This is a genomic window from Pseudoalteromonas sp. NZS11 (genome assembly GCF_015864765.1).
Taxonomy (GTDB): domain Bacteria; phylum Pseudomonadota; class Gammaproteobacteria; order Enterobacterales; family Alteromonadaceae; genus Pseudoalteromonas; species Pseudoalteromonas arctica.
On record NZ_JADYWP010000002.1, the window covers coordinates 133,159 to 155,117 of the forward strand.

A 21,959-nucleotide genomic window follows, 5' to 3' on the forward strand; every position below is an offset into this window, starting at 1 on the left:
ATATAAAGTTTGCTAGCCGATTAAAAAATTTTGCTATAGGATCATATTAATTCTAAAGCAATAAAAATGACCATAGCATGAAAATTTGGGTAGATGCAGACGCGTGTCCTGTTGTTATAAAAGAAATACTTTTTAGAGCTGCAGAGCGTATGAAAATCGAGACTATTTTAGTGGCTAATCACGCAATGCGTATTCCGCCGTCAAAATACATAAGCCGCGTTCAAGTATCGTCGGGGTTTGATGTAGCCGACGACGAAATAGTAAAACGTATTGAAAAAGGCGATTTAGTTATTACGGGCGATATTCCGCTAGCAAGTGAAGTAATTGATAACGGCGGGCAAGCACTCAACCCGCGTGGCGAGCTTTATACCACCGAGAATATCCGCTCAATACTTAACGTGCGAGACTTTATGGATACCATGCGCTCAAGTGGCGTAGAAATGAGTGGTGGGCCGCCGCCACTTAGCCAAACCGATCGCCAAAACTTTGCAAATAACCTCGACCGTATTTTAGCGCAAAACAAGGCTAACTAACTTGAATACCCAATTAGTTGGCTTAGGTGATACGCAATTTAGCGTGGCGGTATACGTAGCAAAAGCGCCGCCAATGCCGTTTTTTGAAACACTCGAATGCCTTGAGCCGGTTATAAATGAGCAAATAAATACCATAAACCAGCACTGTGGTAATGGTTGGCGCAAAGTGTTTAACGTGTACGCAAAAGTGCTATTTGCCCTGCCAAGTGAGCATTATTCATTTGCTAAACAAGCCCCTACTTGGCAACAATATCGCGATGAGTATTTACTGCAAAACAATAGTAAAACCGCCCTGCTATTTAGCGCGCCCAACATTACTATTACGTGTGCAAATAAAGCTGCTAGCAATAAAAACCAGTTACACATAATTGCAGGGCGTACGCACGCTAAAAACTTATTACAACAAGGTAAGTTACATGCGCAGTTTGATTGGCTTGACGACGAGTTTGCAATCGATACCAGTAACAACATTATTGTGTGCCCATATTTTGATTATAGACAGTTAAGTAATATAAAAATTGCGAGATTAAGCGAACTAGTCGCGCAGCTAAAAATCACTAAATAACACATTGTAAGGAACGACCATGGCCGGAATTTTAGAGTTAAACGAATTATTAAAATCAATGCAGCCAGCGCTTAAGCAAGGCGAGTATATTTTTTGTTGCTTAGCAGGAAAATTGGCTGATTATATTCATTTAGAGCCACTTGCCACTTACGTTGAAGAGGAAGGGCTAACCCTTATTTTAAAAGCTGAAACCGCCGATAAAGCAGGTATTACTTACGAGGGTAAATATAATTTAATCACTCTTAACGTACATTCAAGTTTAGAGGCCGTTGGGCTAACTGCTGCGGTATCTGCAAAGCTAACTGAGCATGGCATTAGCGCTAATGTAGTCGCTGCGTTTTATCACGACCATATTTTTGTACAAACAGATAAAGCACAAGCTGCAATGAAAGCGCTTGGAGAGATTGGTTAGGATTTTTGCTAGTATGGTAGCAAGCTAAACATTTTAGTATTAATGTAATAAGCAGATACTAAAAACATATAACTTTATTCTTATTGCTAAAAGAAAACTCAATTAAGTAAGGAGACAATAAGTTGAGAAAACCAAGACTATTTATAGCTTCTTCAGTTGAAAGCTTACCCGTAGCTGAAGCTGTAAATGTTAATTTAGACCATGAATTTGAAGTAACGCTATGGAAAAATGGTACTTTTAAACTCTCATCAACAGTGATCGATGATCTTGTTGAAAAGTCATCATTTGTAGATTTTGCACTATTTATATTTGCTCCAGAAGATATCGCTACGATCCGAAATAGACAAGAACATGTCGTAAGAGATAATGTAATTTTTGAAATGGGATTATTCGTTGGAGCTATAGGTAAATCTAGATCATTTATCCTGAAGCCTCGCGATATTGAAATGCATCTACCAACCGATTTATTAGGAGTAACTCCTGCTGATTATGATTCTGGACGTTCTGATTATGATTTGGTTTCAGCGACTAACCGTGCTTGTACATTAATTAAAGCTGAAGCAGAAAGGCTAGGAGTGATCAATAATCAAAATAGCTCTGGGATAAAAAGAAATATTGCGAATCCATCAGTTTATAACCTTAAGGCACAAGATTATAAATTTTTAGCAGCTTGTCTGCAAAGTTATACGTCTGACCCTGATGGTCTCCCATTTTATAGAATTTCTAATAACTTTAGTTCTACAGATGACTCTATTTTGCAAATATCGTTGATCAAGTTAGAAAGAATGGGATATTTAAGTAAAGCTATTGAAACAGATCAACAAAGTGAATGCGATTTTTATACTTATTCGATAACCGAGATGGGGATTGATATATTGCTGCAGAATGAAGACTTACTCCAACCTCAAGGCTATAAACCTGATATACAATTTTAAGTTTACATTACACTATGTGAGCTACCATTTAACTTCCCCGTCGGGTGGCGCTTCGCTTAACCGACCTACGCTTAGAGAAACTTCGGAGTTTAGAGAGGTTATATTAAAACACCGAACTTGTTAGTTCGGTGTTTTTATTGGTGCTAAATAGCGGGTGCTTGTTTAGCTTGTAAAACTTAAACTACATATCCGCTAAAACCTAGAGCTTTAAAATACAGCTTCGGAATGCCAAATTTGCACTCATTTAGCAGTTCGCTAAAGCGCATTCTATCAAGCGGGTAAAACTCATTTTCTAAGTCGTGCCCTGTTTGTGTTTTACCTGTTTCGGTTAAACCCAATTGCGCGCACGTTGTAAGCTGGGCTTCGCGCTCAAATGAAGTTTCAGGGCGCATTAGATCTGCAATATAAAGGTTGGCGTCTTTTTTAAGGCTTCCTTTAATCGCTTTTAGTAACTCTTTTTTATCGCCGTTATCTTGCACAAAATGCATTACCAATAAACATAAAACGGCATCGGCTTTAACCGATAATTTATTAACAGGTCCGTTATGAATATTAACGCGGCCTGCTATGCCTTGCTCATCAAATTGCTGCTTCGCGATAGCAAGCATATCGGCTGATGTATCTTGCGCGGTAAATTGCCATGTAGGGTTTAATGCAGCCAGTGCAAGCACTTCTTTGCCTGTGCCTGCCCCTACTACTAAAATATGCGCATTATCGCTTAGCGTTGCTTTTAGCTGTGCGTTAGTGAGCTGATGTAATAATTCATAACCAGGAACTAAACGGGTTATACGGCTATCGTATTGTGTTGCTTGCTCGCCTGTAAACGTTGGCATTGTATCTCCTTGTTTTCAGTAATGTTGCTTATAAAACTTCAACTGTGGAATATCCACCTGGCTTTTTGGCTACATGCACTTGAGTGGCTACACGCTCGCTCATTTGTGTTACGTGCGATATAACGCCTACTTTTCTGCCTTGTGCTTGCAAAGAATCCAAAGCGTCCATTGCAATGCTTAGGGTTTCGCTGTCTAACGTACCAAACCCTTCGTCAATAAACAAAGAATTGATTTGTACTTTGTTTGACGAAAGCGATGCTAAACCAAGTGCAAGTGCGAGCGATACTAAAAATGACTCCCCGCCTGAGAGTGTATTAACAGAGCGTTGCTCGTCGGCCATGTCGCGGTCAATAATTGCAATGTCGAGTGTTTGCGCTATGGCGGTTAATTCGTAGCGTTTGTTGAGTGTTTTTAAATGGCTGTTTGCATAGTGCAGTAATATTTTTAACGTTTGTGTTTGCGCTAAGTTACGCATGGTTTTACCCGTTGCATCACCCAATACTTTATTAAGCAAGTGCCATTGTTCAACCTGGGTTTTAAGCGTAGTTAACTCAGCTTGTTTGCCTTCAAGCGCTTTCGCATTTTGGTTATGTTGCTCAATAGCGGTATTAGTTGCTAGTAATGAATTTTGCAGCTGCGTTTGTTGCTCGTTTAAGCTGCTTAGTTGCGTACTTAAAGCCTCTGCACTTTGCGTTGGTTTATCGCTACTGTTGTGTTTTTCAAGCGTAAGTTGCTGCTGTTTTAATGCGGCGTTTGCATCTGTTAGCGCTTGAGTTAACTGCTCGTGCTGAGTTAAATGCGCTTTAATAGTATCGCTACTAAGCGTTAGTAAAATATTGACCTGTTCGTGCGTTGTATTGCTGTATTGCGCTTTAAAGTCAGTAAACCACTGGTTATAACGTGCTTCAAGCGTTGCTAGCTCTTGGCTGCTTTCAAGCAAGCGTTGCTCTACATTTTTAAGCGTTATGGCGTGCTCATCTCGTTGTTTTATAGCGTCGTCATAGGCTTTTTGACTCGCTTGAACCTGCGATTGCAGTTGCTCTTGCGCACTTGTAAGTTTTGCTTGGTAGTCGTCTGCACTTATTTGCTCGTTATTAAATAAAGCTAAGCGCTCACTTTGTACAGTGCTTAGTAAATTTTTAGCTTTTACAAGCTCTTCATTAAGTGCTTTTAACGATTGCTCGTTGTTACTTATAAGCGGTGTAAGCTGTTTTATTTGCTCATTAGCTGTGTCTTGGCGCTTTTGGCTTTGCTCAAGTTGCGTTTGAGTTTGCTGATACTGCGTAACCTGCTCGTGCAGCTCGGTAAGTTCAAGCGCATTGGTTTGTAGTTGCTGCCAAAAATCACTGTTTTCAAATTGGCTATTGAGCGTTGTACCGAGCTCGTTAATTTGCGCACTTAGTTCGCTATGCTTACTCGTTATTTGGTTTTGCTGATGTGTAAGCTCAAGGTGTTTATTACTAAGTTGCTGCTGTACTTGCTGCTCTGCTTTAAGTGCTGCTAGTAGCTCATTTACTTTAGTTTGCAGTGTACGTTGACGTTTTTGTTGCTCAAAGTATTGCGCTTTTTGCTCCGTTAACTGCTTATAAGTTACTTCAAGCTGATCAGGCGTTAAGTCGTTAAGCTCTGTGCGTGCGCCTTGCATGGTATTTTTAATGTCGAGCTGTTTAGCTTTTGCTGTTTGTATTATTTGCTCAAGTTGTCCGTGTTCAGCAGTTAATACAGCATGTTGAGTTTGATGCTTATGCAGCTCGCTTTGTGCATGGTCAAATTGCTTTTTAGCGGCATTAAAAGCATTTTCAAAATCAGTAATTAAGTTATTTAATTGCTGATTTTGATTTACCGCATACGGGTGCTCAGTTGCACCGCACACTAAACAAGGCTCATTAGGGCGAAGCTCTGTGCGTAAATGTTCTACGTTTTCGCTGGCTCTTAAGCGCGCTTGGTTAAGTGCGTACTCGCTACCTTTAAGCGCTTGCTCGCTGGTTATTAAATGCTGATTAAGTAAAGCATGGGCTTGCTGGCTTTCATTTAACTGCTGATTAAGTACTTGTTGGCGTTGAGTGCTTTGTTTTAGTTCTGCGTTAAATTGCCCGTAACGCTCGCGCTGCTCTTTTAAGTAATCAATACTTTTTAACTGCGCGTCGCAGTGCTCTGCATTAAACTCATTAAGCTGAGTATTTAATGCCTGTAAAGTTGATTGCTCACCACTAAGTGCCACCTCGCACTGCTGCACTTTATTATTTTGCGCATTTAAAAGATCGCTTTGACTTGCAAGCTCGCTATTAAGAGTTTGGCTTTGTGCAAGGTTTGCGGTTAATTGCTGCTGTGCATTTAAGTAAGTATTAAAGCTTTGCTGATAGTAGCTCCAGTCTTTTGCTAAAACATGCAGCTGTGCATGCTCATTAAGCCATTGCTGGCTTTTAGTTGATTCGGTATTAGCGAGTTCAAGCTCGCTATTGCTTTGTTTAAGCTGCTGTGTGAACTCATCAAACTGAGATTGCTCTTTGGTTATTTGCGACTCAGTACCTTTTACAGCTTGAGTTTGCAAGGCAATATTGCTGTCGAGCTCTCGCGCTTTAGCTATAACGGGCGCTGCATTTTGTTTTTGCTCATTGGCGTTATTAAGCAGCTCGGTATGCTTAGTAAGCGCGGTATTACGCTCGTTAATTACCGCTAAATGATCAACACTTTTAAGCGATGTTATTTGCTGATCCAAAGCCGTATTTTGATCGGTTAACAAATTAAAACGGCTGCGGTTATCTTTTATTTCAAGCGCCTGCTTGGCTTGTTTTGCCTGCTCGCTTTGTGAGGTAATACTTTCAAGCGCTGAGCTTGCTTGTTGCTGGGTTTGCTGTGCTTGCAGTAAGTTTTGCTCAAGTACTGTAGCTTGCTGATACCAGTTAAGTGCTTTTTCGGTTTTGGATAGCTCTTTTTTAGTGTGTTCGGTTTGCGCTTTTAAATCGGTTAACTTGGTTTGTTGTAGCTCAAGTTCTTCTGGTGCTAGCAAAGTATAGCTTTGAAGGCCTGCTTTAAGCGCTTCAAGCTTTGCTACTTGCTCTTTATGACGTTCAAAAATACGCACGCCAATACGGCTAAATTTATCGGTACCTGTTAAGCACTCTAAAAGTTGCGCTCGCTCATCGCCAGTGGCTTTTAAAAACGCAGCAAACTCATGTTGTGCTAAAAGTACGGCACGGGAGAACTGCTCAAAGTTAAGCCCTATTTTACTCTCGACTTCTTTTATTGTGTGGCTTTTGTCAGCTATAAGGGTTTCGTCTGGCAGGGTTACTAAAGTGTGCTCTGCTACTTTAAGTTTGCCTGTTACTTTTTTATGGGTCCGTGCAATTGTATAGCGCGCACGATAAAGCTGTTTATCTTGTCCTAAAAAGTCGACCTCGGCGTAGCCTTCCCATGTACCTCTGCGTAGCAAGTTTCGCGCATCATTAAGCTTAATGCTGTCGCCGTTAAACTCAATTAAGTTACCTTTATCACCGCGCAGCCTCGCTGTTTTTGTATAAAGGGCTAAACAAATGGCATCTAAAAAGGTACTTTTACCAGCGCCAGTATCGCCAGTAATGGCAAATAGACCTGCGTCTTTTAATGGAGCTTTAGTAAAATCTATTTCAGCGTCAACTATTGAGGCTAAATTATGAATACGAACTGCGGTTATTTTCATAGTTGTTCCTGCTCCGTTAGCTCGTTTATCACGTCACTTAAAAGTGCTTTTAGCTCATCGGGTACGCTTTGCCCTGCCATGTCTTTATCGTTTGCGAATGCTTGTTCTAATAGGTTTAGTGGATTGAGCATTTCAACTTCGCTTAAATCTTCAAATACGGTGTTGTCGTCATTTTGCGCTGATTGCTCACGTACACGTTCAATACCACAAAATTTAATATGCTTGCCTTCAAGTGCTTGTTCTATTTGTTCTCTGAAGGTGGTGTCGGTATCGCTTGATTTAAGCTTTACACGTAAATAAGGCGCTATTATATTTTGTGCGGTGTCGAGCGCTTTAATTTGCTCGCATAGTTCGCTTAATGGTACACACTCCCCTTTTGGTAAAATAATCACATCGGCAGAGCGCGGAATGTAAAGGGGGTTTACAGTTGTACTAATATGTTGTTTTTCATCAATAATAAACTCAACAACATTTACTTGGTGCGTGTAGTTACGTTCTGAAAACGACATAGGGATAGGTGTGCCGCTGTATCGAATAACATCACTTTTAGCGACTTGTTGCGCTTTGTGTAAGTGCCCAAGAGCGACGTAGTTGGCTTGTTTACCAAATACATTAGCAGAAATAGACTCTTCACCACCTATTACTAGGTTACGCTCAGAATCACTTGAAATATCCCCGCCTTTTGCGTGTAAATGCCCCATAACTATTAATGGTGAGTTTTTCTCGTTTATATTAGTAGCTTGCTCTAGTGCAAGTTCGTAAGCTTTTGAAACGCCTTGAGCATAACTAGGGCCGCTTTCGGTTTGGCTAAGTAAACTTACATCACTTGCGCGTAAAAATGGCATAGCGACGATTACAGCGCGTTTACCATTGGTATTTATGGTAATAACAGTTTCATCGGGTGTTGCGACATCAAAGCGCCCTACTACGTGAGTATCAAACTGTGCAAGTAATGGCTGAGCTGCCAAAATACGATTTGCAGAGTCGTGGTTACCCGCAATAATCACTACGTGTAATAGTGGGCATGCTTTTTTGGCGTCTTTAATAAATTGATAAAGCTGATTTTCGGCGCTAGCACTTGGTGTCGCTGTATGATAAATATCGCCCGCAACTAAAAGTAAGTCTATTTGTTGTTCAACAAGAGTGGCTAATAACCATGTAAAAAAAGCTTGATGTTCAACACGGCGATCGTGTTCGTAAAATTGTTGGCCAAGGTGCCAATCTGAGGTGTGGAGGACTTTCATGTCGCGCTCTTAATAAAACCGTAAGAGCGCCAATATACCCAAGGCTGTTAAAGATGCAAGCCTAAGGCATGCATTACGTTAGGTTAAACTGTACCAAGCTGAAAAAACAACCGGTAATGCTAAAAGTGCCATTAATAATGGAATTTTTAACGTTTTAGTTTGTTTTGCGTGTAGCGCCTTTAGTGCATTAGTTTCGTTGCACGCTGCTACTTTATCGATATAAAAATAACCCGAATCGAGATACTGCTTACAGTTATTCTCACTTGCTGGAATCGCAATTAGTTCTTGTTGTTTTTTTAGGATGTAAAAATCCATAAGCCCACCGCATTTCTTGCTAGTAATCGATATTAATTTGAGGATAAATGTGACGAATTTATTTGCCTCAAATAAAAAGGTTGGCGATTTTAAATATAAACAGCACTAAAGATCAACCTAAAATTACACTATTTGTCATTTATCGTACAAATAGCGAATATTAATGAAGTTCGGCAATATTTGAGCCAATTATTTACTCGTTTCACTGTGTTTTTGTTCAGTAGAAAGGGCTTTTAGGCCATTTTACTTGTTGCGAATTAGTAATACTTATACGTAGGATTAATGGTTTACCTGGTAATGCCAAAGCAATACTTTTTTAGCAATATATATAAAATGAATGATATTTTTTTGAGTTCTGGGACTTTGTATTTAACCGATCAAAACCATTATTAAAACCCAATTTTGTAAACCCCCTTTACAGTTTTTATCTATTCGTATTTTGTTACAAAATAATTGTATTTTTCAATCTAAAAAACTAAGTGAACATCACCCTAAAAATACGGTACTTGGTCGCTAATTTATTGAAGCTAACTGGTATATTTGTCAAAGTACGCTCACAAAATTATATTAGGACTAACAATGAAAAAAATAGGTCTTACGCTAAGTGCTTTTGTATTGCCGTTCGCAATATCGAGTGCAGCTATGGCGTCTTCGGTTGAGCAAACAAAAGGTTCTTTTGTTGATAAATTTCGTCAATTAGACGAAGCACTTCCTACACCCAATGTTTATCGTAGTGCCGCTGGCGAACCAGGTGAAAAATACTGGCAGCAACGTGTAAATTACGATATTGATGTGAAGCTAGATGAAAAAAAGCACCGCATTACTGGTAGTCAAAGCATTGAATATAAAAATAACTCACCACATACGCTTAAATATTTATGGTTACAGTTAGATCAAAATATTTTTAAAAGTGACTCTATTGCCGAAACAACAAAAACATTTAAAAGCACTTTAGAAAGCTTACCAGCTCAAAAGCCCGCTAAATTAAGTTTAGGTGAATTACGTCGCCAGCAATTTATGAGCGACAACGAACTGGGTTATACAATCAATGGCGTAAAAGATGACGATGGTAAAGAGCTACGCGTAACTGTAGTTGATACCTTAATGCGCATCGATTTAAACGAGCCATTAAAACCAGGTAAAGAAGTAGAATTTAGCATGAACTTTGCCTTCAACATTGTTGAAGAAGATGCAGTGGGTGCACGTTCTGGTTACGAGCACTTTGAAGAAGACGGCAACGACATATTCTTAATTGCTCAGTGGTTTCCTCGTTTAGCGGCTTATACCGATTACGAAGCATGGACAAACAAGCCGTTTTTAGGCTCAGGTGAGTTTACGCTTGAGTTTGGTGATTACGATGTTGAGATTACTGTTCCGGCAGATCACATTGTATCGGCAACAGGTAAACTTGATAACGCGAGCAAAGTACTTACAAGTACTCAGCGTAAACGTTTAAAGCAAGCCGAAACATCTAAGCGTCCTGTGTTTATTGTTAACGCAGAAGAAGCGCTAGAAAACGAAAAAGAAGGCACCGACAAAACTAAAACGTGGCACTTTAAAGCGCAAAACGTACGTGACTTTGCTTGGGCGTCGTCTCGTAAGTTTATGTGGGATGCAAAGGGTTATCAGCAAGGTGGTGACGTTCAGCCTTTAGTTATGGCAATGTCGTTCTTCCCTAAAGAAGGTGGTGACTTATGGGAGAAGTACTCAACTGAAGCGGTAGTACACACAATGGAAGTGTACTCTAAGTATTCTTTTGACTACCCATACCCAACTGCGCAATCGGTAAATGGTCCTGTTGGCGGTATGGAATACCCAATGATTACCTTTAACGGCCCACGTACTAAGTTACAAGATGATGGTACACGTACTTATTCTCAAGCTGAAAAGCGCTTTTTACTTGGCGTAGTTATTCATGAAGTGGGTCATATTTACTTTCCAATGATTGTTAACTCAGATGAGCGCCAATGGACGTGGATGGATGAAGGCTTAAATAGCTTTTTAGATGGCGTTGCTGGTCGTGAATGGGATCCTACTATTCCTTGGGGTGTTGAGCCTCGCGATATAGTGAGCTACATGAAGTCTGAAAACCAAGTACCTGTTATGACTCAGTCAGACAGTGTATTACGCTTAGGTCCTAATGCTTATACTAAACCTGCAGCAGCCCTTAATATTTTACGTGAAGTAATTTTAGGCCGTGACTTATTCGACTTTGCATTTAAAGAGTATGCTCAGCGCTGGAAATACAAGCGCCCTACTCCAGCTGATTTTTTCCGTACAATGGAAGAAGCCTCTGGTGTTGATTTAGATTGGTTTTGGCGTGGCTGGTTTTACACCACAGACCATGTAGATATCTCTTTAGATAAAGTATATCAACTACGTTTAGACACTAAAAACCCTGATATTGATTACAGCCGTTTACGTGATATTGAAGCAGACAAACCTACTTCATTATTTGTTGAGCGTAACCGCGCACAAGGTAAAAAAACATGGGTTGAGAAAAACTCTGATGTTACCGATTTTTATGACGAAAACGACCGTTTTACTGTAACCAATAAAGAACGTAACTCGTACAATAAGTTTTTAAAAGGCTTAGAGCCGTGGGAGCGTAAAACGCTTGAGCGGGCTTTAGAAGAAGATAAAAACTATTACGTTATGGAATTTTCAAACCTTGGTGGTTTGGTAATGCCTATTTTATTAGAGCTCACATATGAAGATGGCACTAAAGAAGAGCGCTATATTCCTGCTGAAATTTGGCGTCGTAATTATAAAAACGTTCAAAAGCTGATTGTTACCGATAAAAACAAACCGCTTGTATCAGTTACTGTTGACCCAGGCTGGGAAACAGCTGACGTAGATGTTGAAAACAATAACTACCCTCGTCGTATTATTCCTTCACGTATTGAAGTGTTTAAAAAGGAAAAGAGTAAAGCTAAAGTAAGTCGCGATATCATGCAAGATATTAAAACTGAGCTTAAAACTGATGAGAAGAAAGACGAAAAGGATGACGGTGAGGAGCAGCAATAATGCGCTTTTTGCTTATTATTGTTTGCCTTTTAGTTGCTGCGCCAAGTATGGCGCATCAACTAAAATCGTCAGTTACAACCGTGCTTTTTAATAAACGAACGCATAATGTTGAATTAATGCATCGCTTTTATTTACATGATACCGAACACGCCGTAGGAACATTGTTTAAAGGCAAAATTGATATTATTAGTAATAAAGCCGACCAACAACGTTTTGCTAAGTATGTTGAATCGCATATTGCTCTACAAACGTTAAGTGGTGAACCTTTACCACTTAACTTTGTGGGAGCACAAGTTGATGGTAAGTTTTTTTGGGTTTACCAAGAAGCACCAATTCCTGAAAATATTGAAGGAATTAAAATGAGTAATGGCGCACTTCGTGATTTATGGCCATCTCAGGTAAATATGGTAAACGTTGAGGGCAAAGGTAAGATTAAAACTTTAAACTTTGCTCAAGATGATACTTGGCTCGAAGCCCGCTTTGAGCAAAATTAATATTTAAAACTTCCCCAACCGACGCGCACAGCAGTTGTTTATGTGCGCGTTTTCTTCATACGTTTAAACTGCGTTCATGTTTGATCTGTTATTTGTAAATTTACGTAAAATTTGTGAGTTCAATTTGTATATTTACCTTTTTTTGCGCATGATATATCAAGCACTTAAATTACTTTGTTATCAATAGATTGATAATGGTGCGTATTAATATTTAAATATAGTTAGTTTCATTTATCCCTTTGTATTTACCGGCCTAGGGCATAAGCAGTAGAGAATTTTATGTTTAAATTTCATTTAGTAATAACTAAATTCAGGGAATGATATGACTACTCAGGTTGAGGCTATTTTTGGAGTGATTTTTGATTTAGATGGAACATTGGTTTCATCAGAATTAGATTTTGCATTAATAAAGGCCCAAATAGGTTGCCCTTGCGAGCAAGACTTACTTGATTACATTGCTCAGTTGCCCTCACCGTATATGCGTGAAGAGGCAATGAATATAGTTCACCAACACGAATTAATAGATGCACAACATGCCAGTATATTACCTGGTGTGAGTGAAGCTATTCATGCTTTAAAGTCTAAAAATATTCCGATGGCTATTGTTACTCGCAATTTTGATAAAGCAGCGGCAATTAAATTACAAAATAATCCACTCCCTATCAGCACAGTTTTAACGCGAAGCGATGCCCCAGCAAAGCCAGATCCCAGCGCTTTAAATGCCATTGCTACACTTTGGAACATTAACGCCAGAAATTTACTTTATGTAGGCGATTACCTTTACGACATTCAAGCTGCGCACAATGCAAATATGCGCGCGTGTTTATACGCTCCAGAGTCAACGCCTGCTTATGCCGATCAGGCAGATTACGTTTTACATGACTTTGTTGAATTAGTGACATTAGTTGAGAGTTATTCTGAAAAAATAGAGTTATGTTAAATAGCGTACTATTAAATTTATTTAAGAATAAGTGCTACGTTATTTAAATTACAAAATAACAATAACGTTTGTTCCTAGCCCAATACGTTTTGAATTGGTAAAATACCGCAAAACGTAACGTATTCATTAGGGGCACAAAATGGGCAGAGCATTTGTAGTTCGTCAAAGTTCTATGATCAAAACAGCCAATGCAAAAACAAAAGTAAACTCAAAGTATGGTAAAGAGATTTACGTTGCAGCAAAAAGTGGCGATCCCGATCCCGAAGTAAATCAAACACTACGCCGTCTAATCGAAAAAGCTAAAAAAGACCAAGTACCCGCGCACGTTATCGATAAAGCAATTGAAAAAGCAGCCGGTGGCGCAGGGGAAGACTATTCTGTTGCCCGTTACGAAGGCTATGGCCCTGGTAATTGCATGGTTATAGTTGACTGTTTAACTGACAATCCGAACCGTACTATCAAAGATGTACGCTTACCGTTTACTAAAACAGACTCAAAAATTGGTACTCCTGGCTGTGTAGCACATATGTTTGATCATTATGCGGTACTTGGCTTTGCGGGTGATGACGATGAAATAGTATTAGAAGCATTAATGATGGCTGATGTTGATGTTAGCGATGTTGAAGCCGAAGACGGTAAAATATCGGTATTTGCACCGCCAACAGAATACTTTAAAGCTAAAACAGCCCTTGAAGACGCATTTGAAGGCATTAACTTTGAAGTAGACGAAATTACGTTTATTCCTCAAGTTAATATTGAAATTGAAGACGAAGAAGTTATTGCTAACTTTGATAAGTTTATAAATATGCTTGAAGATTGTGACGATGTACAAAACATTTATCACAATGCTATTGTAAAAAATTAGATTTAATTAGCTAAAAGCTTTAAAAAGCGTGTTTTGTGTATGCAAAACACGCTTTTTTACGTTTGAATAAATGTTAGATATTCATGTGTATTATCTATATACCTTTAAAATGCCTTAAAAGTGCTGTTATTCTAATTTTAGGCGATAAAAAACCAGCTTAAAAGCTGGTTTAGCACTTAATCTGAACTTTGCTTAAGCGGTTAAAGCGTATTCGTTTTTTGTGCTTTATATTTTATACGGTAGCTATGTAGCAGTGGTTCAGTGTAACCACTAGGTTGTGTTACCCCCTCCAAAACCAGTGCAAGTGCAGCTTGAAACGCAATGCTGTTATTAAGGGTTTCTTCGTTTATTGCCATGGGTGTATACGCAGTGTCGTGCTCGTTTTGACCATCAACTACTTTGGCCATTTTAGCCATTGTTGATTTTATTTGCGCTTGTGAGCACACGCCATTTAGCAACCAATTAGCCATATGCTGGCTTGAAATACGCAGTGTTGCTCTGTCTTCCATTAGCCCGATATGGTCAATGTCGGGTACTTTTGAGCAGCCAACGCCTTGATCAATCCAACGCACAACGTAACCTAAAATGCCTTGTGCGTTGTTTTCAAGCTCGCTTTGAATATCTTCTTTTGAAAGCCTTTTAGGGTCTGTCATTAGCGGCGGTGTAAGCAGGTCATTAAGGCTGGCAATAGTACGTTTAGCAATACTTTGCTGCTCAGTAAATACGTTTACATCGTGATAATGCATTGCATGCAGGGTAGCCGCTGTAGGGGAGGGCACCCATGCTGTATTAGCGCCTGATTTAGGGTGAGCTTGTTTTTGCTCCATCATTAATGCCATTTTATCTGGCATTGGCCACATGCCTTTACCTATTTGTGCTTTATGACTTAAGCCACAAGCAAGGCCAATATCGACGTTGCGATCCTCATAAGCTTGTATCCATGGTTGCTGCTTAATCTGTGCTTTTGGAAGCACAACACCCGCTTGCATAGAGGTATGAATTTCATCGCCTGTGCGGTCTAAAAATCCAGTATTTATAAATACAACACGCTCTTTAGCTGCATAAATACAGGCTTTTAGGTTTACAGAAGTACGGCGTTCTTCATCCATAATACCCATTTTAAGCGTGTTTTTAGGTAAGCTTAGCGCTTCCTCTACTAAGCTAAATAAAGTGTTAGTAAACGCTACCTCTTCAGGGCCATGCATTTTTGGTTTTACTATATTAATACTTTGCGCGCTGGTATTTTTAATACCTGTTTTTTTATTTAGGTCGTGCAGGGCAGCGGTGGCAGTAAACATCGCATCCATAATGCCTTCAAATACCGGTTGATTGTACACATCGGTAATAGCAGGGTTCGTCATTAAATGACCAACGTTTCTAACAAACATCATGCTACGGCCTTTTAAAGTAACGGTGCCGCCATCGAGTGCTGTGTATGTTTTATCACTTTGCAGAGTGCGCTCTACAGTTTTATCGCCTTTTTTAAACGATTCAACTAGGTTACCTTGCATCAAACCAAGCCAATTTTTATAAACTTGTACTTTATCTTCTGCATCTACCGCAGCTACAGAATCTTCACAATCCATAATGGTTGTAAGCGCGGCCTCTAACACGACATCTTTTAAGCCTGCTTTATCTGCTTGGCCAATAATGTGGTGGTGATCGATATGTAGCTCTATGTGTAAATCATTGTTTTTTAATAACACTACGGTTGGGTTTTGTGCTTCACCTTGATAGCCAATAAGCTGAGATGGGTTAGCTAATGTGGTTTGAGAGCTATCACGTAACGTAATTAAAAGTGCGCCATCTACTACTGAATAATTAGTACTTTCTATATGCGAGCCATTAGTGAGCGGCAATGCTTTATCTAAAAACTGGCGGGCGTAGGCCATTACCTTAAAACCACGAACAGGATTGTAGGTATTGCCTTTTTCGGCTCCATCGTCTTCGCTTAACACATCTGTACCGTATAAAGCGTCGTATAACGAACCCCAACGTGCGTTAGCGGCATTAAGTGCAAAGCGTGCGTTACTGACGGGCACAACCAACTGAGGACCTGCTGTAAGGGCTACTTCGGGTTCTACATTTTGGGTTTCAATTTCAAAGTTGGTAGGCTCTTTAACTAAATAGCCAATATCTTGCAAAAAGGCATGGTACTTAACGCTATCCCACGTTTTATTAGCAAGATGGTAGTCATCTATTTGCTGTTGAAGCAATTCTCGCTTTTCAAGCAGTGCCTTATTTGTAGGGGTAAGTGTTTGAACTATATGTGCAAAGCTTTGCCAAAATTGATGCTCACTTAAGTGAGTGCCTGGTAGTAATTGATTTTTAACAAAATCAGCGAGTTGTGTGTCTACGCTGAGTCCTGAATGTGTGAGAGTGTGGGACATAATTGCCTTCCTTAAACGGTCGCGATGTTGTTGTGTGCTTGTGCGTTAAGGCAACAATAACTCAAAAAGGCAATGTTGAGTGCTTTTTAGCCATTCACAAAATATATAGCCACAATAACAACTATAAATTTACTAAATCTAGAAAAGGAGCCTAATGTTGAATCAAGCGAAACGGAGCACACACTCCTAGCCACTCTCACAACATTAAAATAATTTATACCAATCTGCTTATATATGGGGTCTATTTAACGTTAAGAAAATTACGCTAGAGCTAGGCAAAAATTTTTGTATCTAGTTATTCTAAATAAAAAATTTTTAACGACGTTATAGTGCAATTTAATTCGTTAAATTGATCAAAGATTTATGCAGGTTGGTATTACACACTCGTTCGAAGGATTTTATTATGACAACATATCAACGCGAAACAGACACACTCTCTACTCTTTGCCAATCACAAGGCAGCGCATGGAAAGCTATTAACCCTGAATACGCAAGCCGTATGCGTTTACAAAACCGTTTTCGTACAGGGATTGAAATTGCGCAATACACAGCAGACGTTATGCGTGAAGATATGGCTGCATATGACGCCGACACAAGCCTGTACACCCAATCTTTAGGGTGTTGGCATGGCTTTACTGCCCAACAAATGATGATGGCTATTAAGCGCCATCAAAAAACAACTAAACGCAGCTATGTATACTTAAGTGGCTGGATGGTTGCAGCACTTCGCTCTGCATTTGGTCCGCTGCCAGATCAAAGCATGCACGAAAAAACATCGGTACCTGCATTAATTGAAGAAATTTACACATTTTTAAAGCAAGCTGATGCACGTGAACTAGACCACTTGTTTAACGACCTAGATGCAGCAAAAGCGAATGGCGGCGATGTTCAAGCTGTTATTGATAAAATAGACAACTTTGAAACTCATGTTGTGCCAATTATTGCTGATATTGACGCAGGTTTTGGTAACGAAGAAGCAACTTACTTACTGGCTAAAAAAATGATTGAAGCCGGTGCGTGTGCCATTCAAATAGAAAACCAAGTATCTGACGCCAAACAATGTGGTCACCAAGCGGGTAAAGTGACCGTTCCACACGAAGACTTTTTAGCAAAGATTAACGCAGTACGTTACGCCTTTTTAGAACTTGGTATTGATAACGGTATTATTGTGGCACGTACAGATTCATTAGGTGCAAGCCTTACTCAAAAAGTACCTGTGTCGCAAACACCAGGTGACTTAGCAAGCCAATACAATGCATTTTTAGAAACGACGCCAATTAACGGTGTTGATGACTTAAATGAAGGCGACACAGCAATGAAAATTAATGGCCAGTTATGTAAACCAACTCGCCTAGATAACGGTTTATTTCAATTCCGCGAAGGCACTGAAAAAGACCGCGTAGTACTAGATTGTATTACGAGCTTGCAGTCGGGCGCTGATTTACTGTGGATTGAAACAGAAAAACCTCATGTTAAGCAAATTGCAGAACTGGTAAATCGTGTTAAAGAACACGTGCCAAATGCAAAACTGGTATACAACAACTCGCCTTCGTTTAACTGGACGCTTAAGTTTCGTGAGCAAGTATATCAAGAGTGGGAAGAAGCAGGCCGTGACCTTAGTGCTTACCCAAGCCTTGGCGACAATAAAGGCCTTATGGCACCAGAAATGGATGCAACAGAACTTGCGCAAGCAGCCGATTTACTAGTGCAAAACTTCCAGCGCGATGGCGCACGTGAAGCAGGTATTTTCCATCACTTAATTACTCTGCCTACGTACCATACAGCTGCGTTGAGCACTGATATTTTGTCTGAAGGTTATTTTGGCGATATGGGTATGCTGGCTTATGTACGTGATGTACAACGCCAAGAAATTCGCCGTGAGCAAGCTTCTGTTAAGCACCAAGACCTAGCAGGGTCTAACATGGGCGATACACACAAAGAATACTTCTCTGGTGATAACGCGCTAAAAGCCGGTGGTGAAGATAACACCATGAACCAGTTTTAATTCCTAACTAGATAGTGTTACTCAAGGGCCAATAGGCCCTTTTTTATTGCTTTAAGTAAAGTTAGAACATTGAAGCATAATTACAGATCAGACTTTAACTAGGGCGTGTTGATCTTTGTGGATTGAAATTTATTCAATCTAGGGGCGATTAAATCGCGGCGCGAGGTTTGTAACCTAGTGGGCTAAGTAAAAACCGAGCAACAAATAGTTTATCGCCCCTAGAAAGAACCCAAAGGGCAGCGCATGTTTGGTATTTATGCTACGTTATCGCCTATTCATGGGGAATAACCACACTACATAAGCTCCGCCTTGCCTAAAAACCAAACATACTGCTGCAAATTAACCCACCAAAGTTCAACACGCCCTTGCCAAATCATGTTGGATCACTATTTAACTACCTGAGTGAATTTACAGATCAGAGTTTAACTAACCTTTCATAAAACAGCATATTTGGGGTGATTTTGCTGTAAAAAGCGTTTACAACAACTTTAAAAGGCAGGTAAGTGACTGATTTTTGCTTTAATAGGCAAACTTAGCGAATTTATAAACCGATTTTTTACTAACTTCTCTGTGCTATAAAACAAAATTTTACTAACTGATAGGCTATAAACAGTGACTCAAACCGATTTTTTACCAACTCAAGTTACAAAAAATGCTATAAACCGAAATTTTACTAACTGAAGTTTTAGCTAAGTCCGATATTTAACTGTCACAGAAGTGTAAAGGGGGTTTACAGTTTGAATATTAAGGCGGTAAATACAAAAGCCACTTATTTGAAGTGGCTTTTATTTGAGCTATAAATTTTTATCCAACGTTTATTTAGTGTGTTTATCAAACCACCATTGAATATAAGCTACTTTAGTCATTAAGTTTGATGGGCGAGCTGTAATACCATGCGATGCATTAGGAATGCGCACCATTGCAGTATCAACGCCTTGTAGTTTTAATGCCTGATAAAACTGCTCAGTTTCTGATATTGGTGTACGGTAGTCAGATTCGCCAGTGAGCAACATAGTAGGAGTTTTAACGTTTCCAACATAACTAATAGGCGAGCGCTTCATGTAATGCTCGATGTGATCCCACGGTTTACCCGGAAACCAGTAATCAGCAAAAAACGGGTAAAAATCGGCAGTTAGTACAAAGCTGATCCAATTAATAACAGGCTTAGCAACTACAGCCGCAGCAAAGCGATCGGTATGACCTACAATCCAAGCTGTTAATACACCACCGCCAGAACCACCGGTTACAAACAATTTAGACTCGTCAATAAAGCCTTTCGCTATTAGCGCATCAACGCCAGTCATTAAGTCATCAAAATCGTTACTTGGATAATTATGATGAATAGTTTGTGCAAACTCTTTACCGTATGAATCACTGCCACGTGGGTTCATGTATAAAACCACATTTCCTTTGGCTGCAAACAGCTGAATTTCAGCGCTAAAGTGTGGACCGTAATTAGCTACTGGACCGCCATGTATTTCTAGTATTAGCGGATATTTTTTGCTGCTGTCAAATTCTGGTGGGTAAGCAATCCATCCTTGAATAGGTAACTCATCGTGACTTGATTTAATCCAAATTTCTTCCACTTTAGCCAACGCTTTGTCGCCCAGTGCATCTGCATTAAGGGTAGTTAAACGCTGCGCTTTACCGCGTTTAATTGTTGCTATATCAGCAGGGCGCTGAGTATCGGCAAGGGTAAAGGCTACTTCGCCATCTTCGCTTACATCAAAGTCACCACCAGAATAAGGGCGACCAAAGGCAACACTGCCAATTTGAGTTGTTATTATTTTACGCTTGCCGCTGCGTGGTTGATAGGCGAGGGCAGTTTGACCTTTATCTGCATAGCTAAAGTATATGCCTTTGGAGTTTGCACTCCATTTTATTTGACCTACGCTACGATCAAAATTTGGCGTTAAGCTTGTTGTGTTACCTGTTTTTAAATCACGAATATAAAGCTGAGCGTTTTCGTAGTTAGTGCGTTTATCATCGTAACCTGTGTACGCTAAGTAACGACCATCGGGAGATACTTTAGGCTGCTCATCAGGTCCGTTTCGGTCAGTAACTTTAGTTATATTTTGTGTGGCTAACTCGAGTTGATATATTTCATTGTTTGTGGGTTTTAGCTGGTTGTTTGTGTGCCTGTTCGCAGAAAAATAAAGCGACTTACCATCGTTACTAAAACTTACATCGCCTGCGTTATCAAATTCATCATCAGTGAGTTGTTTGGCATTACCACCGTTAGCATCTATGGAAAATAATTGGCTAAAACCTTTTTGCGTGTAACCGCCACCATCTGAACGGTAATACACATCATCAATAAATTTGGCGGGCTCTGCCCAGGTTGCGCCTTTTGGTTTGCCTGGTAAGCTCACTGGCGCTGAATTAGCGCTTGGAACAAACATGCTAAATATTAATTGGTTAGAATCAGGGTTCCATGTAATCGCACGTGGACTACTCGTTAAGTTACTAATTTTTGCCATAGCACCTGTTTTAAGCCATTTAATATATATTTGGCTGCTGCCATCGCGAGTTGATATAAATGCAAGGCGTTGACCATCAGGAGAGAGTACTGGCGAATAATCCATATGCACGCCAGAGGTTAGCGGCTGCATTTGTTTGGTTTTGTAATCAACAGACCAAATATTACCAACTTTGCGATCTGTTTTTATATCCATGCGGTTACGCACAAAATAAACAGTTTTACCGTCTTCGGTTATATCTATTTGATTGGCATATTCTAAATTAAACACGTCTTGCAGTTGTAGTGTATTTGTTTCAGCGTAGGCTAAATTGCTACAGCCTAAAATGAGGCTAAGTGTTAAAAGCTTTTTCATTTTAATCCCTGTTGTTACTTTTTTAATTTGCTAAGTAGTTATATGTTAGGGATTATTAAATTAACAGTAGGATGCGATGAAGCTCTTATTTAACTCTATGAGTTAAAGCTGTAAAGGGGGTTTACAGCTTCTCTTTAAGGTTGTGTAAAAGTTTAGTTAGCTGAGTTACAAAGGGCTTTTATATCTTTTATAAGCGCTATGCCATCAGCGTTGTCGCCATGTACGCATAAGCTATGGGCGTTGAGCGTTAGTTTTTTTCCAGTTCGTGTTGTCACGCTGCCATCGGATAAAAGCTGAGTTACTTGTTTTAGTAATGCAGCTTTATTGTGAACACTACCCTCAAGTGTTCGTGATACTAAATGCCCGTCGTCGGTGTACTGTCTATCGGCAAATGCCTCGAGTACTAGATCAACTCCTGAGCCTTTAGCTATTTGAATGTGCTTATTGGCATTTTTAGTCGCTAAGACCATTAGTTTCAAATCTATTGGGTAGCTGGCAATTGCATTTATAACGGTTTGTAATATTTGCTCATCAGCCATCATGTCGTTATAAAGTGCGCCATGCGGTTTAACATAGCTAAGTGTTAAACCTTGTACTTTTGCCATGCCCTCAATAGCGGCTATTTGATAATGCAGGCAATTTGTAAGCTCTTTTTCGCTAAGTACCATTGAGCGCCTACCAAAGCCTTGCTTATCTGGGTAGCTTGGGTGAGCACCAATTTGTACGTTATGTTGCTTGGCAAGTACAAGAGTGTTTGTCATTACGTCGGCATCACCTGCATGGAACCCACACGCAATATTAGCCATATCAATATGTGGCATAACGTCATCGTCTAGCCCCATTTTCCACACGCCAAAGCTTTCGCCTAAATCACAATTGAGTTTCATA

General features: G+C 39.8%; 16 protein-coding genes. 9 read left to right on the forward strand and 7 right to left on the reverse strand.

Features of this window, described 5'->3' with window-relative positions:
* The first annotated feature begins 77 nt into the window (after window positions 1–77).
* From I6E82_RS04380 to I6E82_RS04395, 4 genes are all read left to right on the forward strand, one after another.
* Complete coding sequence (locus I6E82_RS04380; protein ID WP_007376692.1) at window positions 78–533, forward strand: YaiI/YqxD family protein; 456 nt, start codon at window positions 78–80, stop codon at window positions 531–533.
* Window position 534: 1 nt separating this feature from the next.
* Window positions 535–1,098, forward strand: a complete 564-nt coding sequence (locus tag I6E82_RS04385) for a DUF6942 family protein (protein ID WP_197111823.1) — start codon at window positions 535–537, stop codon at window positions 1,096–1,098.
* Window positions 1,099–1,117: 19 nt separating this feature from the next.
* Window positions 1,118–1,510, forward strand: coding sequence for an ACT domain-containing protein (locus I6E82_RS04390; RefSeq protein WP_197116899.1), 393 nt, complete (start codon window positions 1,118–1,120; stop codon window positions 1,508–1,510).
* Window positions 1,511–1,632: 122 nt separating this feature from the next.
* Window positions 1,633–2,445, forward strand: a complete 813-nt coding sequence (locus I6E82_RS04395; RefSeq protein WP_024607052.1) for a TIR domain-containing protein — start codon at window positions 1,633–1,635, stop codon at window positions 2,443–2,445.
* Between the two features lie 176 nt (window positions 2,446–2,621).
* Here I6E82_RS04395 and I6E82_RS04400 read toward each other — a convergent pair whose 3' ends face one another.
* The 4 genes from I6E82_RS04400 to I6E82_RS04415 form a co-directional block, all read right to left on the reverse strand.
* Window positions 2,622–3,278, reverse strand: a complete 657-nt coding sequence (locus tag I6E82_RS04400; protein ID WP_197116900.1) for a class I SAM-dependent methyltransferase — start codon at window positions 3,276–3,278, stop codon at window positions 2,622–2,624.
* Between the two features lie 28 nt (window positions 3,279–3,306).
* The gene (locus I6E82_RS04405) at window positions 3,307–6,957 is read right to left on the reverse strand and encodes an SbcC/MukB-like Walker B domain-containing protein (RefSeq protein ID WP_197116901.1); all 3,651 of its coding nucleotides are present in this window, start codon (window positions 6,955–6,957) and stop codon (window positions 3,307–3,309) included.
* Window positions 6,954–8,201 carry an exonuclease SbcCD subunit D C-terminal domain-containing protein gene (locus I6E82_RS04410; protein ID WP_197116903.1) on the reverse strand — a complete coding sequence of 416 codons (1,248 nt, stop codon included), beginning with the start codon at window positions 8,199–8,201 and terminating at the stop codon, window positions 6,954–6,956. The genes I6E82_RS04405 and I6E82_RS04410 overlap by 4 nt, the downstream gene beginning before the upstream one ends.
* 78 nt (window positions 8,202–8,279) lie before the next feature.
* Window positions 8,280–8,516: a hypothetical protein gene (locus I6E82_RS04415; protein WP_002959190.1), complete on the reverse strand. Its 237-nt coding sequence runs from the start codon at window positions 8,514–8,516 to the stop codon at window positions 8,280–8,282.
* Window positions 8,517–9,095: 579 nt separating this feature from the next.
* Between I6E82_RS04415 and I6E82_RS04420 the strand changes: the two genes are divergently transcribed.
* The 4 genes from I6E82_RS04420 to I6E82_RS04435 all read left to right on the forward strand — a co-directional run bounded on the left by I6E82_RS04420 (window position 9,096) and on the right by I6E82_RS04435 (window position 13,842).
* Entirely contained in the window at window positions 9,096–11,543 is a 2,448-nt protein-coding gene (locus I6E82_RS04420) for a M1 family metallopeptidase (protein ID WP_197116905.1), read from the forward strand.
* Window positions 11,543–12,037, forward strand: coding sequence for a DUF6702 family protein (locus I6E82_RS04425; RefSeq protein ID WP_197116907.1), 495 nt, complete (start codon window positions 11,543–11,545; stop codon window positions 12,035–12,037). Before I6E82_RS04420 ends, I6E82_RS04425 begins: the two co-directional genes overlap by 1 nt.
* A gap of 322 nt (window positions 12,038–12,359) precedes the next feature.
* On the forward strand, window positions 12,360–12,977 hold the full coding sequence (locus I6E82_RS04430; protein ID WP_007583617.1) for an HAD family hydrolase: 618 nt from the start codon (window positions 12,360–12,362) through the stop codon (window positions 12,975–12,977).
* 139 nt (window positions 12,978–13,116) lie between these two features.
* The gene (locus I6E82_RS04435) at window positions 13,117–13,842 is read left to right on the forward strand and encodes a YebC/PmpR family DNA-binding transcriptional regulator (protein WP_024591562.1); all 726 of its coding nucleotides are present in this window, start codon (window positions 13,117–13,119) and stop codon (window positions 13,840–13,842) included.
* Between the two features lie 200 nt (window positions 13,843–14,042).
* Here the strand turns inward: I6E82_RS04435 and I6E82_RS04440 are convergent, their stop codons facing one another.
* Complete coding sequence (locus I6E82_RS04440; RefSeq protein WP_197116908.1) at window positions 14,043–16,232, reverse strand: malate synthase G; 2,190 nt, start codon at window positions 16,230–16,232, stop codon at window positions 14,043–14,045.
* Between the two features lie 403 nt (window positions 16,233–16,635).
* Between I6E82_RS04440 and I6E82_RS04445 the strand changes: the two genes are divergently transcribed.
* The gene (locus I6E82_RS04445; RefSeq protein WP_007583624.1) at window positions 16,636–18,237 is read left to right on the forward strand and encodes an isocitrate lyase; all 1,602 of its coding nucleotides are present in this window, start codon (window positions 16,636–16,638) and stop codon (window positions 18,235–18,237) included.
* Between the two features lie 815 nt (window positions 18,238–19,052).
* Here the strand turns inward: I6E82_RS04445 and I6E82_RS04450 are convergent.
* On the reverse strand, window positions 19,053–21,071 hold the full coding sequence (locus I6E82_RS04450; RefSeq protein ID WP_197116910.1) for a S9 family peptidase: 2,019 nt from the start codon (window positions 21,069–21,071) through the stop codon (window positions 19,053–19,055).
* 152 nt (window positions 21,072–21,223) lie between these two features.
* Entirely contained in the window at window positions 21,224–21,958 is a 735-nt protein-coding gene (locus I6E82_RS04455) for a 5-oxoprolinase subunit PxpA (protein ID WP_197111837.1), read from the reverse strand.
* Between the last annotated feature and the right edge of the window lies 1 nt (window position 21,959).

Coding starts and splice junctions, on each gene's coding strand:
- I6E82_RS04380 (WP_007376692.1), top strand. CDS start 78: ATGAAAATTTGGGTAGATGCAGACGCGTGTCCTGTTGTTATAAAAGAA.
- I6E82_RS04390 (WP_197116899.1), top strand. CDS start 1,118: ATGGCCGGAATTTTAGAGTTAAACGAATTATTAAAATCAATGCAGCCA.
- I6E82_RS04400 (WP_197116900.1), bottom strand. CDS start 3,278: ATGCCAACGTTTACAGGCGAGCAAGCAACACAATACGATAGCCGTATA.
- I6E82_RS04405 (WP_197116901.1), bottom strand. CDS start 6,957: ATGAAAATAACCGCAGTTCGTATTCATAATTTAGCCTCAATAGTTGAC.
- I6E82_RS04410 (WP_197116903.1), bottom strand. CDS start 8,201: ATGAAAGTCCTCCACACCTCAGATTGGCACCTTGGCCAACAATTTTAC.
- I6E82_RS04415 (WP_002959190.1), bottom strand. CDS start 8,516: ATGGATTTTTACATCCTAAAAAAACAACAAGAACTAATTGCGATTCCA.
- I6E82_RS04420 (WP_197116905.1), top strand. CDS start 9,096: ATGAAAAAAATAGGTCTTACGCTAAGTGCTTTTGTATTGCCGTTCGCA.
- I6E82_RS04425 (WP_197116907.1), top strand. CDS start 11,543: ATGCGCTTTTTGCTTATTATTGTTTGCCTTTTAGTTGCTGCGCCAAGT.
- I6E82_RS04430 (WP_007583617.1), top strand. CDS start 12,360: ATGACTACTCAGGTTGAGGCTATTTTTGGAGTGATTTTTGATTTAGAT.
- I6E82_RS04435 (WP_024591562.1), top strand. CDS start 13,117: ATGGGCAGAGCATTTGTAGTTCGTCAAAGTTCTATGATCAAAACAGCC.
- I6E82_RS04440 (WP_197116908.1), bottom strand. CDS start 16,232: ATGTCCCACACTCTCACACATTCAGGACTCAGCGTAGACACACAACTC.
- I6E82_RS04445 (WP_007583624.1), top strand. CDS start 16,636: ATGACAACATATCAACGCGAAACAGACACACTCTCTACTCTTTGCCAA.
- I6E82_RS04450 (WP_197116910.1), bottom strand. CDS start 21,071: ATGAAAAAGCTTTTAACACTTAGCCTCATTTTAGGCTGTAGCAATTTA.
- I6E82_RS04455 (WP_197111837.1), bottom strand. CDS start 21,958: ATGAAACTCAATTGTGATTTAGGCGAAAGCTTTGGCGTGTGGAAAATG.